Below are 13,637 nucleotides of genomic sequence, written 5' to 3' on the forward strand. Positions count from 1 at the left end.
GGGGCCGGGCGCTATAGGCTCGCCGTATCGCGAATCAGCTTGAACAGCTTGCGCGAACTGGTCGGCGGCTTGTCCTGGGCGCGTTCGCGCTGGGCATTGCGAATCAGCTGACGCAGGGCCTGGCGGTCGACGTCGGGGTATTCGGCGATAAAGGCCTCGACGGCGTCGTCGCCCTGCTCGATCAGCCGCTCGCGCCACTTCTCAAGGCGGTGGAAGGCGTGGTCGCGCTGCAGCTTCTCCTGCTCGAATTCATCGAAGGCGGCCTGAATCGCGGCAGTATCCTCGCGGCGCATGACCTTGCCGACGTACTGCATGTGGCGGCGCCTACCTTCATGTGAGCGGATGCGCCCGGTTTCCTCGACCGCGGCCAGCATCTCGTCGGAGAGCGGCAGCCGGGCGCGCTCGGCGTCGGAGAGTGCAATGATCTTTTCGCCCAGGGCCTGCAGGGCCTGCATCTCCTGCTTGCGCTGGGTCTTGCTCTGCCAACCGTCTTGGTTGGCGGGGGTATCGAATGACATGCCATTACCATCAGCATCGGGGTGTGCGGCGAGTATACCAGTCCACCCCAGTCAAGGAGACAGAGATGACACAGGCTTTTGATGCCGCCGAGCAGCAAGCGCTGCTCGAGACCCGGGTCACCGCGGCGCTGGATCTGGCGCGCCGGCTGGGTGCCGATGCCTGCGAAGTGGGCGCCAGCGTCGATCAGGGGATCGGCGTCAGCGTGCGTCTAGGCGAGGTGGAGAGCGTCGAGCTGTCTCGCGATCAGGGCATCGCGGTGACGGTGTTCGTGGGCAGCCGTAAGGGCAGTGCATCATCGTCGGATGCCGGCGAAGCGTCGATCAGGGCTGCGGTGGAGAAGGCCATCGGCATCGCTCGCTATACCGGCGAGGATCCCTATGCCGGCCTGGCGCCGGCCGAGCTGATGGCCACCGAGCTGCCCGACCTCGAGGTGCATCATCCGTGGCGGCTGAGCACCGACGAGGCCATCGAGCTGGCGCTGTCGTGTGAATCTGCTGGACGCGCCGTGGCCGGTATCACCAACTCGGATGGCGCCAGCCTGTCGAGCGGGGAGGGCGTGCGCGTCTACGGCAATAGCCATGGGTTTCTCGGCAGCCAGTGCGGTAGCCGTCACTCGCTGTCGTGCATGCTAATCGCCGAGGACGCCAGCGGCATGCAGCGTGATTATGAGTACACCAGCGAGCGTGATCCCGCCCGGCTGGTGGCGGCCGAGACCATCGGCCGCCAGGCTGCCGATAAAGCCCTGCGTCGGCTGGGTGCCAAGCGTCCCAGCACCGGGCGCTTCCCGGTGCTGTTCGACCCCCAACTGTCAGCGGGCCTGATCGGACACCTGATGAGCGCCATCGCCGGTGGGGCGCTCTATCGCGACGCGTCTTTCCTGTGCGGGCGGCTCGGCGAGACGCTGTTCCCGAGCTGGTTCACGCTGGTCGAGAGACCGCTGGAGCTCGCTGCATCCGCCAGTGCGCCGTTTGATAACGACGGTGTCTATACCCGCGATAATGTCTTCATCGACCAGGGCCGACTTGCCAGCTACATGCTCTCCGCCTATAGCGCGCGCCGGCTCGGCATGGACACCACCGGTAATGCCGGCGGCGCGCGCAATCTGCGCATCGAGGTGCCTCTCACGCCACAGGCGTCGCTGCTCGAGCAGCTCGGCACCGGGGTGCTGGTGACCGAGCTGATGGGCCAGGGGGTCAACGGCGTAACCGGCGACTATTCGCGCGGGGCGGCCGGGTTCTGGGTCGAGAATGGCGTGATCCAGCATCCGGTGGAGGAGTTCACCATCGCTGGCAACCTCGAGCAGATGTTCAGCGGGCTGGTGGCGGTGGGCGACGATGTGGACACTCGCGGTAGTGTCCACAGCGGCAGCTGGTTGATCGACGAGATGACGATAGCGGGTAGCTGAGCGCTATTCGCCTTCCTCGAAGCGTGACTCGAACAGCGCGCTGAGGGCGTCGAGCGTTTCCTCGGCGTCCTCGCCCTCGGCGTGCACGGTAAGGGTGCTGCCGCAGGGCGCGGCAAGCATCAGCAGGGACATGATATTGGCGGCGTCGGCGTCACGCCCGGCATGGTGGATCCTGACACTGGCGCTATACGACTGGCAGCACTGCACCAGTCGCGTTGCTGCACGGGCGTGCAGGCCGCGCTTGTTGGTCAGGGTCAACTCACGGCTCGGCATCGGCTCAGGATCCTTGTGGTGGCGTGGCGTGTTCGCTGTCCTTGGCAGCGGGGCGGCTGATGGCGGTATGAATGCCCAGCTCGCGGTGACGCAAGCGTACATCGGGATAGCTAGCGGCAAACTCTTTGGCTAGCCGTTCGACCAGGTAGACCGAGCGATGCTGGCCGCCGGTGCAGCCGATCGCCACGGTGACGTAGCTGCGATGGCTGGCCTGGTAGGCCGGCAGCCAGCGTGTCAGCCAGCCGCGGATATCGTCGGCCATGGCGCCGACATCGGGGTAGCGCTCGAGAAATTCGACGATCTCGGCATCGCGGCCGTTGAACACCCTGAGTCGCGGGTCCCAGTAGGGGTTGGGCAGGCAGCGGGCGTCAAACACGGTATCGGCGTCCAGCGGGACGCCGCGCTTGAAGCCAAAAGATTCGAAGGTCAGTGTCAGTTGCTTGCCGACGTGCTGGGCCACCTGCTCGGCGATTCGGCCGCGCAGATCGTGAACCGACAGTCGCGTGGTGTCGATGGTCAGATCGGCGAGGTCGCGGATCTCGGCCAGGGCGCTCTCCTCGGAGTCGATTGCCTCGGCTAGAGTGCGGTCGCTGTCGCGGGTGAGCGGGTGGCGACGGCGGGTCGCCGAGTAGCGCTCGAGGAGGATCTTGGCATCGGCGGTGAGGTAGACGACCTGACAATCGACGCCGCGTTGGCGGACCTCGTCAAGCAGGCTAGGGAAGCGTTCCAGGGCGTCTGGGAGGTTACGTGCATCGATGCTGACCGCAATCGAGGCGCGGCGCGGCTCGCCGGCATGCAGTTCGTCCACCAGCGAACCCAGCAGCATCGCTGGCAGGTTGTCGATGGCGTAGAAGCCCAGGTCTTCGAGGGCTTGCAAGGCAATCGATTTACCCGAGCCGGAACGGCCGCTGATGATGACGAGCTGCATGCTGCTCTCCTGCGCGAAGCGAAGACGTGCCGCCGACATGCCGCGGGGCTTTAGTGTCGGCCCCGGCGAGCGCTCAGGGAGCCGGGGGGGCGGGCTGCTGGGCCTGACGGTCGATAGCTTCTATCAGGGTATCATGAAGTTCGCGCTGACTCTCACAGCGGCGCAGCCGCGTGCGGGTGTCGGCGTCGTTCATCACCCCGGCCACTTCGGCCAGCAGCGCCAGGTGAGTGTCGTCGGCCTCCTCGGGGACCAGCAGCACGAACACCAGGTCTACCGGGTCGCCGTCGATGGCATCGAAGTCCACCGCCTCGCTTAGCTTGAGAAAGCCAGCCAGCGGTGTCTTGCAGTGGGGGCTGCGGGCGTGGGGAATGGCCACGCCGTTGCCGATGCCGGTGCTGCCCAGCCGCTCGCGCCCGATCAGCCGACTGAAGACTTCCTGGCTGTCGAGACTCGGGGTGTTCTGGGCAATGAAGGTGCTGAAGAATTCCAGCACCCGTTTCTTGCTCCCCCCGGGGACGCCATACAGCGCGCGCTCGGGGGGCAGGATGGTTTGCAGAGTCATGGAGAATCAGCGGACACCGGCGCCTTGGGCGCGGGCCTGAGCTTTTTCCTTGTGTTTGACCAGTTGGCGGTCGAGCTTGTCGGCCAGGGCATCGATGGCGGCATACATGTCCACATCCTGTGCGTCGGCGTGGATGTCGGCGCCCGCGGCGTGCAGGGTACAGGCGGCCTGCTGACGTTCCTTCTCAACCGAAAGCGTGACTTGCACGGTGGTAATGTTGTCGTAATGTCGTTCGAGGCGAGCGAGCTTCTCGTCGACATAGTCGCGCAGCGATTCGGTCAGTTCAACATGGTGTCCGGTGATGTTGACTTGCATGGCACGCTCCTTTCCTGCGGGTGTCACGTCGATTGTAACCCTTTTTCCGGCGCTGCATACCCCCCGTGCCAGCGGATTTGAACAGCGCCGGTATGGCAGGATTTTTTACTTTCAGGACAGTCGCTTGCGTTCGCTCGAGGGGGGGATGCCCATGGCCTCGCGATACTTCGCCACGGTGCGCCGGGCAACCTTGATGCCGCTGTCGGAGAGCAGGTCGACCAGCTTGCTGTCGGACAGTGGCTTGCGCGGCGGCTCGTCGCCGATCAACTTCTTGAGGCGGGCGCGGATTGCCGTGCTGGAGTGGGCATCACCGTCGCCGGCGGCACCGCCCACGTGGCTGGAGAAGAAGTACTTGAGTTCGAAGACGCCGCGTGGCGTGTGAATGAACTTCTGGGTGGTAACCCGTGAGATGGTGGATTCATGCATCTCTACCGCCTGGGCGATGTCGGCCAGGATCAGCGGCTTCATGGCTTCTTCGCCCTGCTCGAGGAAGTCGATCTGGCGCGCCATGATCTCGCGACCGACCCGCAGCAAGGTGTCGTTGCGGCTCGACAGGCTCTTGATCAGCCAGCGCGCCTCCTGCAGGTGCTGCTTCATGAAGGCGTTGTCGTCGCTCTTGTCGGCGCGCTTGATCAGTGCCGCGTAGTCGGGCTGGATACGCATCCGCGGCAGCGCCTCGGGATTCAGCTCGATACGCCAACCGGCCTGGGTAAAGCGGGCAATCAGGTCGGGGATCACATAGTCATTGCCGCTGTCGCTGAAGGCCTGGCCTGGGCGCGGGTCGAGGGTGCGCACCAGGGCAATGACCTGATCGAGCTGATCATCATCGAGACGCAGGCGGCGCTTGAGCAGCTTGCGGTCGTCGCCGGCGAGGGCCTCAAGAAACTGGCGAACCAGGCGCTTGGCCTGGGGCAGCAGCGGTGTGTCGTCGGGCAGCACCCCGAGCTGCAGCATCAGACACTCGCGCAGGTCGCGGGCACACACGCCGGTAGGCTCGAACTGCTGCAGTCGCAGCAGCACCTGCTCGACCTCGCTGGCCTTCAGGCCGGCCAGACCCTGGTCGCGCAGTCCGCCGCTGAGTTCATCGAGGCTTGCCGCCAGGTAGCCGTTGTCGTCGACGGCGTCGATCAGGCTCTCGGCGATGGTGCGTTCACGCTCGGCCAGGTCGGTCATCGCCAGCTGCCAGGCCAGATGGTCGTGCAGGCTTTCGCCGCTGGCGTTGCGCTCGAAGTCCGGTGCCTCGCCGCTGCCGCTGGGTGCCATGTCCTGGTAGGTGTCAGACCAGTCACTGTCGACCGCCAGCTCGTCGGGGATCTCGCTCGACCAGTCGTCCTCCTTGGCGTCGGCCACCTCCTGCTCGCCGAAGGCATCATCGAGCTCGAGCATGGGGTTGGACTCCAGCGCTTGCTGGATCTCTTGGCGCAGGTCGAGGGTCGAGAGCTGCAGCAGGGCGATCGCCTGCTGCAGCTGAGGGGTCATCGTCAGGTGGGTACCGACGCGCAGTTGCAACGAGGGTTTCATGGCCATGAGAGAGACGGCTTCGCTGACAAGTGAGCGATCACGTTAGCTCGCGTCGCGACCCCATGCAAGCGGATTGACATGAATTCTTTGCAATAAGCATGCCATACGCAATTCGTGTGCCAGCTGTCAATAGTCGCACGTATTTTCATGAGCTTGAGACTGAGTATTCTTAGAGTCGGAAGTCTTCGCCGAGATAGACGTCGCGCACTCGCTGGTTGGCCAGGACGTCGGCGGCGCTGCCTTCGGCGATGATTTGACCGTCGCCGACGATATAGGCGCGGTCGCAGATATCCAGGGTCTCGCGAACATTATGGTCGGTAATCAGCACGCCGATATTGCGTGCCTTGAGCTGGCGAATGATGCCCTTGATCTCGCCCACCGAGATCGGGTCGACCCCCGCGAAGGGTTCATCCAGCAGGATGAAAGTCGGTTCGGTGGCCAAGGCTCGGGCAATCTCGACCCGTCGCCGTTCGCCGCCGGACAGGCTCATGCCCAGGTTGTCACGGATATGGGTGACGTGGAACTCCTCGAGTAGCTGCTCGAGGCGAGCGTGGCGGCCGTTGCGGTCAAGGTCCTTGCGGGTTTCGAGGATCGCCATGATGTTGTCTGCCACCGACAGCTTGCGAAACACCGAGGCTTCCTGAGGCAGATAGCCGAGACCGGCCTGGGCGCGTTCGTGCATGGCGGCCCGCGACAGGTCGCGCTCGTCGATGAAGACCTCGCCAGCGTCAGCCTTGACCAGCCCTACGATCATGTAGAACGAGGTGGTCTTGCCCGCGCCGTTGGGGCCGAGCAGGCCGACGATACTGCCCTGATCGATGGCCAGGCTAATGTCGTGTACTACCCGGCGGCGTTTATAGCTCTTGGCCAGGTGGTTGGCGCGAAGGGTCGTCATGCGCATGCCTTGTGTGAAAATACAGAGTGTGGAGACGCGTCGTCGCGTGGTGAATCAGTTCTGCTCGGGGTTGAGGGTCATGCGCACGCGTTGACGTTCGCTGCCCTCGACCTCAGAGCGGGCCTGGACCACGCGGCGGTCGAGAAAGTACTCGACGTAGCCGCCGTCGAAGGTGTCGCGGGCCTGGTGCAGTTCGGCACGATCAATCAACTCCACGCGACGCTCGGCGACGTGGTAGATGATGGTGCGGCCCCAGCCACGCATCAATTCATCCTCGGGTTGGGGGCGTTGTTCCACGTAGGCACGTTCACCGGTAGCGGTGATCCGCGAGACCTCGCCGGCATCGTTGCGGCGTATCTCGACGCGGTCGCCGGTGACCTGTAGCGTGCCCTGGCGTATATCCACATCGCCGGTATAGACCGCGGTACCGGCGCGATCGTCGAGATCGAGCTGGTCGGCGGTGACATCGATCGGTTGGCTGGCATCCTGGCTTTGAGCAAGGGCAGGAGCGCTACTCAGCAGCAGCCAGGCGGCCAGTACGAGTGTCAGGTGTGATCGCCTCATGATGCGGGTTCCTCGGAGACTGCGGGGGGGTGGTGGCCGCGCACGTTGTCGGTCAGACGCATGCGGTCTTCGTCGAACCAGGCGTCGAAGCGCTCGCCGCGGGTCCACTGTGGCGGTTGGAACAAGGTAGCAGTGGTTTCGCTGAAGGCGTGGCCGATATCGAGGTCGACGTGCAGCACGTCGGTCTCCAGTCGCCAGCCTTCGTCGGGGGCTTCCAACCAGGCATTACCGGACAGCGTCAGCCGTTCGCTGCCGGGGCCCAGGGTGCCGATGTCGCCGTAGCCGAACCAGGTGCGGTCCTCGCGGTCGAGCAGCCGACTGACCGGCGTCTGGGTGCGGGTCACGTCGTCATGGGGGGTGTGCACCAGGCGCGGCGTTTCGAGGCGCTGATGGGGGCGGCCCTGGGTGTCGAAGCGGGTCATGGTAGCGTCTTCGAGGTAGTAGTCGGGCTCACCGGCCTCGTCGCGGGGCACTGGGCCGGGACCAAAGCTGTCGCGCTGCTCGAGCAGCGCCAGCACGCCGCCCAGCAGCAGCAAAACCAGCAGCAGCCCCAGCTTGTAAGAAGGGCGAGGCAGGCGGATGACCATGGCTCAGCGTTTCCCGTGCAGGAAGGTGTCGACCACCGCTCCCCAGTGGCCCTGGGCCTGCAGCAGCGCGTCACACACCTCGCGCACCGCACCGTGTCCACCGTGGCGCTGGGTGACCCAGTCGGCGTGGGCGCGAATGTAGTCTGGCGCATTGGGCACGCTGATGCCGAGCCCGGCGCGCTTGATGGCGGCAAGGTCGGGGAGATCATCGCCGCCGTAGGCGGCTTGCTCGAGTTCCAGGCCGAGGCGTTGGCAGAGTTCGCGCAGTGCGGCGAGCTTGTCCTCCCGGCCCTGCAGGACGTGGTCGATGCCTAGCGCCGCGGCGCGCTGGCTTACCATCGGCGAGTCGCGGCCGGTGATCAGGGCGACCTCCAGGCCAGCCTGGCGCAGCAGCTTGATACCGTGTCCATCCTGGGTATGAAATGCCTTGATCTCGATGCCGTCGGCCTGAAAGTAGAGGCGACCATCGGTAAACACGCCATCGACGTCCAGTGCCAGCAGGCGGATGTGACGTGCCTGGTCGATCAGTGCCGGGGGTAGGGCCGGGGTGTCGGGACTCATTCAGCCTCCTAGATGACGCCGCTAGTGAGCAGGTCGTGCATGTGCAGGGCGCCTACCGGTCGGCCCTGGTCGTCGACCACCGCCAAGGCGGTGATGCGGTTGTCTTCCATCACGCGTACCGCCTCGGCGGCCAGCACCTCGGCGCCGATACGTTTGCCGGGCCGGGTCATGACATCGTCGACGCTAAGGGGGCGCAGGTCGGCATATTGATCGAGCGTACGCCGCAGGTCGCCGTCGGTATAGACCCCGGCCAGCAGACCCTGTTCATCCACCACGCAGGTAAAGCCGAGGCCCTGGCGGGTGATCTCGAGCAGTGCGTCGCGCAGTGGGCTGCCGAGCGGCACCTGGGGCAGGCGGCTGCCCTGGTGCATCAGGTCGCCGACCTTGAGCAGCAGGCGTCGGCCGAGGCTGCCGCCGGGGTGCGACAGGGCGAACTCCTCGGCGGTGAAGCCGCGTGCCTCGAGCAGCGCCACCGCCAGCGCATCGCCCAGCGCCAGTGCGGCGGTGGTCGAGGATGTGGGCGCCAGATCGAGGGGGCAGGCCTCGCGGGCCACGGTGGCATTGAGGTGTGCCTCGGCATGCCGCGCCAGGGTCGAGCCGGGACGCCCGGTCATGCTGATCAGCGGGGTGCCCATGCGTTTGAGCAGCGGCAGCAGGGCGGTGACTTCGCTGGTCTCGCCGGAGTTGGACAGCGCCAGTACCACGTCGCCGCGGGTGATCATGCCCAGATCGCCGTGGCTGGCCTCGCCGGGGTGGACGAAGAACGCCGGCGTACCGGTGCTGGCCAGGGTGGCGGCGATCTTGCCGGCGATATGCCCCGACTTGCCCATGCCGGTCACTACCACCCGGCCTCGACAATCGAGCATCAGCTGACAGGCACGGTCGAAGTCGGCGTCCAGTTGGGCGCTGAGGGCTGCGATGGCCTGCTGCTCCAGGTCCAGGGTGCGGCAGGCGCTGGTACGAAACGCGGAAGCGTGGGTGTCGGTCATGGCGATGATTGTTGCCGGTTGTGGCGCGGGGCTCAAGTCGGGCGCCGCACGAGTGTTGGAGAAGCGCTCAGTGAGACAGCGCAAGCCAGCCGAGATAGCCGACATATAGCAGCGTCAGCGCGCCGCCGGGCAGACGGCCGATGGCCCCGTGGCGCTGCCATAGTAGCAGGGCGCCGAGCAGCAGCGTCAGTGTCAGCATGGTTGGGAAATCGCGACTGGCAGCCGCCGGGTCGATGGGGCCGGGGGCCAGCATGCCGGGAATCGGCAGCACGGCGAGCATGTTGAACAGATTGGAGCCAATGACGTTACCGATGGCGATATCGTGATGGCGCTTGAGCGCACTCGAGACGCAGGCGGCCAGCTCCGGCAGGCTGGTGCCAATCGCCACGATGGTCAGGCCGATCACCAGCTCGCTGATGCCGAATCCGCGGGCGAGTTCGCTGGCTCCCCACACCAGCAGGCGCGAACTGACCACCAGTAGTGCCAGGGTCAGGGTCAGCCAGGCCAGCGCCTTGGCCAGGGTCATGTCGGGCACCTGCTCCGGGGCTGCCTCGTCGGGAGTATCGGCGCGAAACAGCCACCACAGGCTAAATATCAGTAGGGCGAGAAGGAACAGCGCATCGAAACGGCCGAGAATGCCGTTGGCCAACGCATAGCCGGCCAGTCCCGTGGCGCCGAGCAGTAGCGGTAGTTCGCGGCGTACGATGGAGAAACGTACTGGGATCGGCGCTACCAGCGCGGTGACTCCCAGTACCAGGCCGATGTTAGCGATATTGGAACCCAGCGCGTTGCCGGTGGCGAGGTTAGGGATCCCGTCCAGCGCGGCCATGATCGAGACCAGAATCTCCGGCGCCGAGGTGCCCAGTGCGACGATGGTCATGCCGATCAGCAGGGTGCTCATGCCGGCGCGGTGGGCGGTGGCGGCAGCCGCGCCGACGAAACGGTCGGCGCTCCACAGCAGGCCGATCAGGCCAACCAGAATAGTGATCAGGGGTAGCAGCATGATGACAGCAGGCGGTCCGGCGCGTGATAAATGAGAAGGCGCCAATTAAACGCCGCTTGGATCGGGGGTGCAAGGTTGCGATGGGGCGCGAATGATGCGATGCCGCAACTCTCGCTGGCGAGGGCTGTCGCAGTTAGGATACGATGTTCGATAATTTTTCGACGAGACGGCATGCGATGAGTGATTCGCCCTTCGTGGTGATCGATGGTCTGCATTTCTCTCGCGGTGACAAGGATATCTTCCGTGGCGTGTCGCTGACCATTCCACGTGGCAAGATCACTGCGATCATGGGGCCCAGCGGCACCGGCAAGACCACACTGTTGAAGCTGATCGGCGGTCAGTTGACCCCGGAGGCTGGACGCGTGTGCATCGATGGTCAAGAGGTGCATGCGCTGTCGCGCAAGGCGCTGTTCCGGCTACGTCGGCGCATGGGGATGCTGTTCCAGAGCGGCGCCCTGTTCTCTGATCTGAGCGTGTTCGAGAACGTTGCCTTCCCGCTACGGGTGCATACCGACCTGCCCGAGTCGATGGTTCGCGATCTGGTGCTGATGAAACTCGAGGCGGTTGGCCTGCGCGGCGCCAGATCGCTGATGCCCTCCGAGCTGTCGGGCGGCATGACCCGCCGGGTGGCATTGGCCCGGGCGCTGGCCCTGGACCCCGAGTTGATCCTCTATGACGAGCCATTCGTTGGCCAGGACCCGATCTCGATGGGGGTGCTGGTGCAGCTGATCAAGCGCGTCAACGAGGCGCTGGGACTGACCGCGGTGGTGGTCTCCCACGATATCAAGGAGACGCTGTCGATTGCCGACTACGTGTATGTGATTGCCGACGGCCAGGTCATGGCCCACGGCACGCCGGCGACCCTCGATGTCGATCAGGATCCGCGGGTCAGTCAGTTCGTGCACGGCGAGCCCGACGGGCCGGTGCCGTTCCACTACCCGGCCCCGGATTTTCGTCACGACATGCTGGATGCAGGGGGCGTGCGATGATCCGCCAACTCACGGCGCTGGGCCGGCGCGGCTGCGAGGTCCTCGAGGCGCTGGGGCGGGCCGGGATGTTCCTGGCTCAGTCGTCGCTGGGGGTGCCGTCCCGCGAAGGGGTCTATCTGTGGCTGCGCCAGATGCATTTCGTTGGCGTGCTGTCGCTGGCCATCGTGCTGGTGTCGGGGCTGTTCATCGGCATGGTGCTGGCGTTGCAGGGCTACACCATTCTGGTCGATTTCGGCGCCGAGCAGGCGCTGGGACAGATGGTGGCGCTGTCGCTGCTGCGCGAGCTCTCGCCGGTGGTGGCGGCGCTACTGTTCGCCGGTCGTGCTGGCTCGGCGCTGACCGCTGAGATCGGTCTGATGAAGGCCACCGAGCAGCTCACCAGCATGGAGATGATCGGCGTCGATCCGCTGCGGCGGATCGTAGCGCCGCGGCTGTGGGCGGGTTTCGTGGCGCTGCCGCTGCTCACCATCGGTTTCAGCGTGGTCGGCATCTACGGCGGCTACCTGGTGGGCGTCGAGTGGCTCGGCGTCTTCGACGGCTCCTACTGGGGCAACATGCAGTCCAGCGTCGATTTCATCGCTGACGTTGGCAACGGCATGGTCAAGAGCCTGGTATTCGCCCTGGTGGTGACCTGGATTGCGGTGTTCCAGGGCTATGACCTGATCCCTACCTCCGAGGGCATTTCACGGGCCACCACGCGCACCGTGGTCTACTCCTCGCTGGCCGTATTGGGGCTGGATTTCGTATTGACCGCGGTAATGTTCGGCGGGCTGTCATGATCAGCGGAGACAAGGCATGAAGCGCAGCAAGATGATGGAACTCGGTGTCGGGCTGTTCATGCTCGCAGGGATCCTGGGGCTGGTATTTCTCGGCCTGCGGGTCAGCGGGCTGACGTTCACGCCACCCGGCGACACCTTCACTCTGGAGGCCAATTTCTCGAATATCGGCGGTCTCAAGCCGCGCGCTCGGGTAACCATGGCCGGTGTCAATGTCGGGCGGGTCTCGGCCATCGAACTGGACACCGACTGGTACGACGCGCGGGTGGTGATGGAGTTGGATGGTGAGCTCGAAGGCCGTCTGTCGCGAGACACCACGGCGGCGATTCTGACCTCAGGCCTGCTCGGCGAACAGTATGTCGGTCTATCGGTGGGCGGCGACCCGGAAACGCTGGCGGATGGCGACAGCATCCGCGATACCCAATCGGCACTGGTGCTGGAAGAACTCATCCAGCAATTCGTGTCCAACATGGTCAGTGACTGATGACGTTAGTTCATGGAGGTGTTATGCGCGCGGCGTACAGGCATTACTTGTCTGCTGTGGTGGCCCTGTTGGCTGCCTTGGCAATGTCGATGGTCGGGCCGGCCCAGGCCCAGCAGCCCAGCCAGACCCCGGAGGAGCTGATTCGTACCAGCATCGATGAGCTGATGGGCGAGATCGAGGGGCGTCGGGACTACTTTGCCGACAACCTCGATGAACTCGAGGCGTTGGTCGACGACAACTTGGATAGTATCGCCGACTTCCGCTATATCGGGGCCAGCGTGATGGGGCGCTACTTCCAGAACGCCACCCCCGAACAGCGCAGCCGTTTCGCCAGGACCTTTCGCCAGACGCTGATCGATACCTATACCAAGGGCCTGGTGACCTTCGACTATCGCGAGCTGCGGGTGCTCGACAATCAGCGCGAGTCGCGTCACGAGGATCAGGCCAGCGTGGCCATGGAGGTGGTGGCCACCAGCGGTCAGGTCTATCCGGTCAGCTACTCGCTGCGGCTCAGCGACGGCGAGTGGAAAGTGGTCAATGTGATCGTCAACGGTATCAATCTGGGGCTGACCTTCCGCAATCAGTTCGATCAGGCGATGCGCGATCATGGTCGCGACTACGACGCGGTGATCGACGGATGGGCACCCGAGGTGGGGTCGACGAACTCGAGGAGGGCGGCTCGGCATGAGTTGCCTGCTGGAGGAGGGCGGCGTGCGCCTTGACGCCGAAGGCGCGCGCCTGGCGGTCAGCGGGGACGTTGATTTCGAGGTCGCCGCCGCGCTCGCCGCAAGCGGTAACGATTGGCTCGCCGAGCAGTCATCGGCAACCCGTCTGGTGCTCGACCTGAGTGGCGTCGAGCGGGTCAGCAGCGCGGCGCTGAGTGTGCTGCTCGAATGGACCCGCTGCGCCGAGGCCACTGGCCTGGTGATCGACCGCGTAACCCTATCGGCGCCGCTGGCGCGCCTGACACGCATGGCGGGCCTCGACGCTCTACTCCCCGAGGCCGCCGCGGCCTGAAGCCTATCCTTGCCAGGCTCTCCTTGGCTGTTCCTAGAGGCTGGCGCCGTTGCTGTTAGCGAGGGACGCCGGGGGCAGGTCGAAGAGGGGGTTCTGCGCCATGGATGGCGCAGGTAGCGCCCAGGGACGGTTTACAGCGCCCCCTCGTAGGCCTGCCGACGGATCAGTCTCGAGCGATGCTGCTATTTGCACTTACCGCGTTAATCGCCCCCTTGGCATCGCCAAGCGGGGCGCTTTTGATTACCATTG

At 65.1% G+C, this 13,637-nt stretch carries 17 protein-coding genes and 1 pseudogene; 6 read left to right on the forward strand and 12 right to left on the reverse strand.

Going from position 1 to position 13,637, the window contains the following annotated elements; translation table 11 throughout:
• Positions 1–11: 11 nt before the first annotated feature.
• The gene (gene yjgA, locus BLT16_RS10590) at positions 12–518 is read right to left on the reverse strand and encodes a ribosome biogenesis factor YjgA (protein WP_089658487.1); all 507 of its coding nucleotides are present in this window, start codon (positions 516–518) and stop codon (positions 12–14) included.
• A 65-nt stretch (positions 519–583) separates the two neighbouring features.
• Between yjgA and pmbA the strand changes: the two genes are divergently transcribed.
• Complete coding sequence (pmbA, locus tag BLT16_RS10595; protein ID WP_089658488.1) at positions 584–1,924, forward strand: metalloprotease PmbA; 1,341 nt, start codon at positions 584–586, stop codon at positions 1,922–1,924.
• Positions 1,925–1,927: 3 nt separating this feature from the next.
• Here the strand turns inward: pmbA and BLT16_RS10600 are convergent, their stop codons facing one another.
• From BLT16_RS10600 to BLT16_RS10650, 11 genes are all read right to left on the reverse strand, one after another.
• Complete coding sequence (locus BLT16_RS10600) at positions 1,928–2,197, reverse strand: HPr family phosphocarrier protein (RefSeq protein WP_089658489.1); 270 nt, start codon at positions 2,195–2,197, stop codon at positions 1,928–1,930.
• Positions 2,198–2,201: 4 nt separating this feature from the next.
• Complete coding sequence (gene rapZ / locus BLT16_RS10605) at positions 2,202–3,125, reverse strand: RNase adapter RapZ (RefSeq protein WP_089658490.1); 924 nt, start codon at positions 3,123–3,125, stop codon at positions 2,202–2,204.
• Between the two features lie 73 nt (positions 3,126–3,198).
• On the reverse strand, positions 3,199–3,687 hold the full coding sequence (locus BLT16_RS10610; protein ID WP_089658491.1) for a PTS sugar transporter subunit IIA: 489 nt from the start codon (positions 3,685–3,687) through the stop codon (positions 3,199–3,201).
• Positions 3,688–3,693: 6 nt separating this feature from the next.
• Complete coding sequence (gene hpf, locus BLT16_RS10615) at positions 3,694–4,002, reverse strand: ribosome hibernation-promoting factor, HPF/YfiA family (RefSeq protein ID WP_089658492.1); 309 nt, start codon at positions 4,000–4,002, stop codon at positions 3,694–3,696.
• A 111-nt stretch (positions 4,003–4,113) separates the two neighbouring features.
• A complete protein-coding gene (locus BLT16_RS10620; RefSeq protein ID WP_089658493.1) occupies positions 4,114–5,529 on the reverse strand; it encodes an RNA polymerase factor sigma-54 in 1,416 nt (471 codons plus the stop codon).
• A gap of 163 nt (positions 5,530–5,692) precedes the next feature.
• Positions 5,693–6,418, reverse strand: coding sequence for an LPS export ABC transporter ATP-binding protein (gene lptB / locus BLT16_RS10625; RefSeq protein WP_089658494.1), 726 nt, complete (start codon positions 6,416–6,418; stop codon positions 5,693–5,695).
• 54 nt (positions 6,419–6,472) lie between these two features.
• A complete protein-coding gene (gene lptA, locus BLT16_RS10630; RefSeq protein WP_089658495.1) occupies positions 6,473–6,982 on the reverse strand; it encodes a lipopolysaccharide transport periplasmic protein LptA in 510 nt (169 codons plus the stop codon).
• Positions 6,979–7,569: an LPS export ABC transporter periplasmic protein LptC gene (gene lptC, locus BLT16_RS10635; protein WP_089658496.1), complete on the reverse strand. Its 591-nt coding sequence runs from the start codon at positions 7,567–7,569 to the stop codon at positions 6,979–6,981. Before lptC ends, lptA begins: the two co-directional genes overlap by 4 nt.
• A 3-nt stretch (positions 7,570–7,572) precedes the next feature.
• A complete protein-coding gene (locus BLT16_RS10640) occupies positions 7,573–8,130 on the reverse strand; it encodes a KdsC family phosphatase (RefSeq protein ID WP_089658497.1) in 558 nt (185 codons plus the stop codon).
• A gap of 8 nt (positions 8,131–8,138) precedes the next feature.
• Entirely contained in the window at positions 8,139–9,119 is a 981-nt protein-coding gene (locus tag BLT16_RS10645) for a KpsF/GutQ family sugar-phosphate isomerase (RefSeq protein WP_089658498.1), read from the reverse strand.
• Positions 9,120–9,186: 67 nt separating this feature from the next.
• The gene (locus BLT16_RS10650) at positions 9,187–10,122 is read right to left on the reverse strand and encodes a calcium/sodium antiporter (protein ID WP_089658499.1); all 936 of its coding nucleotides are present in this window, start codon (positions 10,120–10,122) and stop codon (positions 9,187–9,189) included.
• 176 nt (positions 10,123–10,298) lie between these two features.
• On the opposite strand from BLT16_RS10650, the gene BLT16_RS10655 reads away from it, so the two are divergent.
• From BLT16_RS10655 to BLT16_RS10675, 5 genes and pseudogenes are all read left to right on the forward strand, one after another.
• The gene (locus BLT16_RS10655; RefSeq protein WP_089658500.1) at positions 10,299–11,111 is read left to right on the forward strand and encodes an ABC transporter ATP-binding protein; all 813 of its coding nucleotides are present in this window, start codon (positions 10,299–10,301) and stop codon (positions 11,109–11,111) included.
• Positions 11,108–11,890: a lipid asymmetry maintenance ABC transporter permease subunit MlaE gene (gene mlaE, locus BLT16_RS10660; protein WP_089658501.1), complete on the forward strand. Its 783-nt coding sequence runs from the start codon at positions 11,108–11,110 to the stop codon at positions 11,888–11,890. The genes BLT16_RS10655 and mlaE overlap by 4 nt, the downstream gene beginning before the upstream one ends.
• 16 nt (positions 11,891–11,906) lie before the next feature.
• Positions 11,907–12,371, forward strand: a complete 465-nt coding sequence (gene mlaD, locus BLT16_RS10665) for an outer membrane lipid asymmetry maintenance protein MlaD (RefSeq protein ID WP_089658502.1) — start codon at positions 11,907–11,909, stop codon at positions 12,369–12,371.
• An 83-nt stretch (positions 12,372–12,454) separates the two neighbouring features.
• Positions 12,455–13,059, forward strand: a pseudogene (locus tag BLT16_RS10670) (MlaC/ttg2D family ABC transporter substrate-binding protein).
• The gene (locus tag BLT16_RS10675; RefSeq protein WP_089658503.1) at positions 13,056–13,388 is read left to right on the forward strand and encodes an STAS domain-containing protein; all 333 of its coding nucleotides are present in this window, start codon (positions 13,056–13,058) and stop codon (positions 13,386–13,388) included. Before BLT16_RS10670 ends, BLT16_RS10675 begins: the two are co-directional and overlap by 4 nt.
• Positions 13,389–13,637 lie beyond the last annotated feature (249 nt).

This window comes from Franzmannia pantelleriensis (genome assembly GCF_900102875.1).
GTDB classification, from domain to species: Bacteria; Pseudomonadota; Gammaproteobacteria; order Pseudomonadales; family Halomonadaceae; genus Franzmannia; species Franzmannia pantelleriensis.

Bases quoted from the DNA above. Each gene is read 5' to 3' on its own strand.
- lptB (WP_089658494.1), bottom strand. From the start codon at position 6,418: ATGACGACCCTTCGCGCCAACCACCTGGCCAAGAGCTATAAACGCCGC.
- mlaD (WP_089658502.1), top strand. From the start codon at position 11,907: ATGAAGCGCAGCAAGATGATGGAACTCGGTGTCGGGCTGTTCATGCTC.
- BLT16_RS10655 (WP_089658500.1), top strand. From the start codon at position 10,299: ATGAGTGATTCGCCCTTCGTGGTGATCGATGGTCTGCATTTCTCTCGC.
- yjgA (WP_089658487.1), bottom strand. From the start codon at position 518: ATGTCATTCGATACCCCCGCCAACCAAGACGGTTGGCAGAGCAAGACC.
- lptC (WP_089658496.1), bottom strand. From the start codon at position 7,569: ATGGTCATCCGCCTGCCTCGCCCTTCTTACAAGCTGGGGCTGCTGCTG.
- BLT16_RS10645 (WP_089658498.1), bottom strand. From the start codon at position 9,119: ATGACCGACACCCACGCTTCCGCGTTTCGTACCAGCGCCTGCCGCACC.
- BLT16_RS10600 (WP_089658489.1), bottom strand. From the start codon at position 2,197: ATGCCGAGCCGTGAGTTGACCCTGACCAACAAGCGCGGCCTGCACGCC.
- pmbA (WP_089658488.1), top strand. From the start codon at position 584: ATGACACAGGCTTTTGATGCCGCCGAGCAGCAAGCGCTGCTCGAGACC.
- BLT16_RS10640 (WP_089658497.1), bottom strand. From the start codon at position 8,130: ATGAGTCCCGACACCCCGGCCCTACCCCCGGCACTGATCGACCAGGCA.
- rapZ (WP_089658490.1), bottom strand. From the start codon at position 3,125: ATGCAGCTCGTCATCATCAGCGGCCGTTCCGGCTCGGGTAAATCGATT.
- BLT16_RS10650 (WP_089658499.1), bottom strand. From the start codon at position 10,122: ATGCTGCTACCCCTGATCACTATTCTGGTTGGCCTGATCGGCCTGCTG.
- BLT16_RS10675 (WP_089658503.1), top strand. From the start codon at position 13,056: ATGAGTTGCCTGCTGGAGGAGGGCGGCGTGCGCCTTGACGCCGAAGGC.
- hpf (WP_089658492.1), bottom strand. From the start codon at position 4,002: ATGCAAGTCAACATCACCGGACACCATGTTGAACTGACCGAATCGCTG.
- BLT16_RS10620 (WP_089658493.1), bottom strand. From the start codon at position 5,529: ATGGCCATGAAACCCTCGTTGCAACTGCGCGTCGGTACCCACCTGACG.
- mlaE (WP_089658501.1), top strand. From the start codon at position 11,108: ATGATCCGCCAACTCACGGCGCTGGGCCGGCGCGGCTGCGAGGTCCTC.
- lptA (WP_089658495.1), bottom strand. From the start codon at position 6,982: ATGAGGCGATCACACCTGACACTCGTACTGGCCGCCTGGCTGCTGCTG.
- BLT16_RS10610 (WP_089658491.1), bottom strand. From the start codon at position 3,687: ATGACTCTGCAAACCATCCTGCCCCCCGAGCGCGCGCTGTATGGCGTC.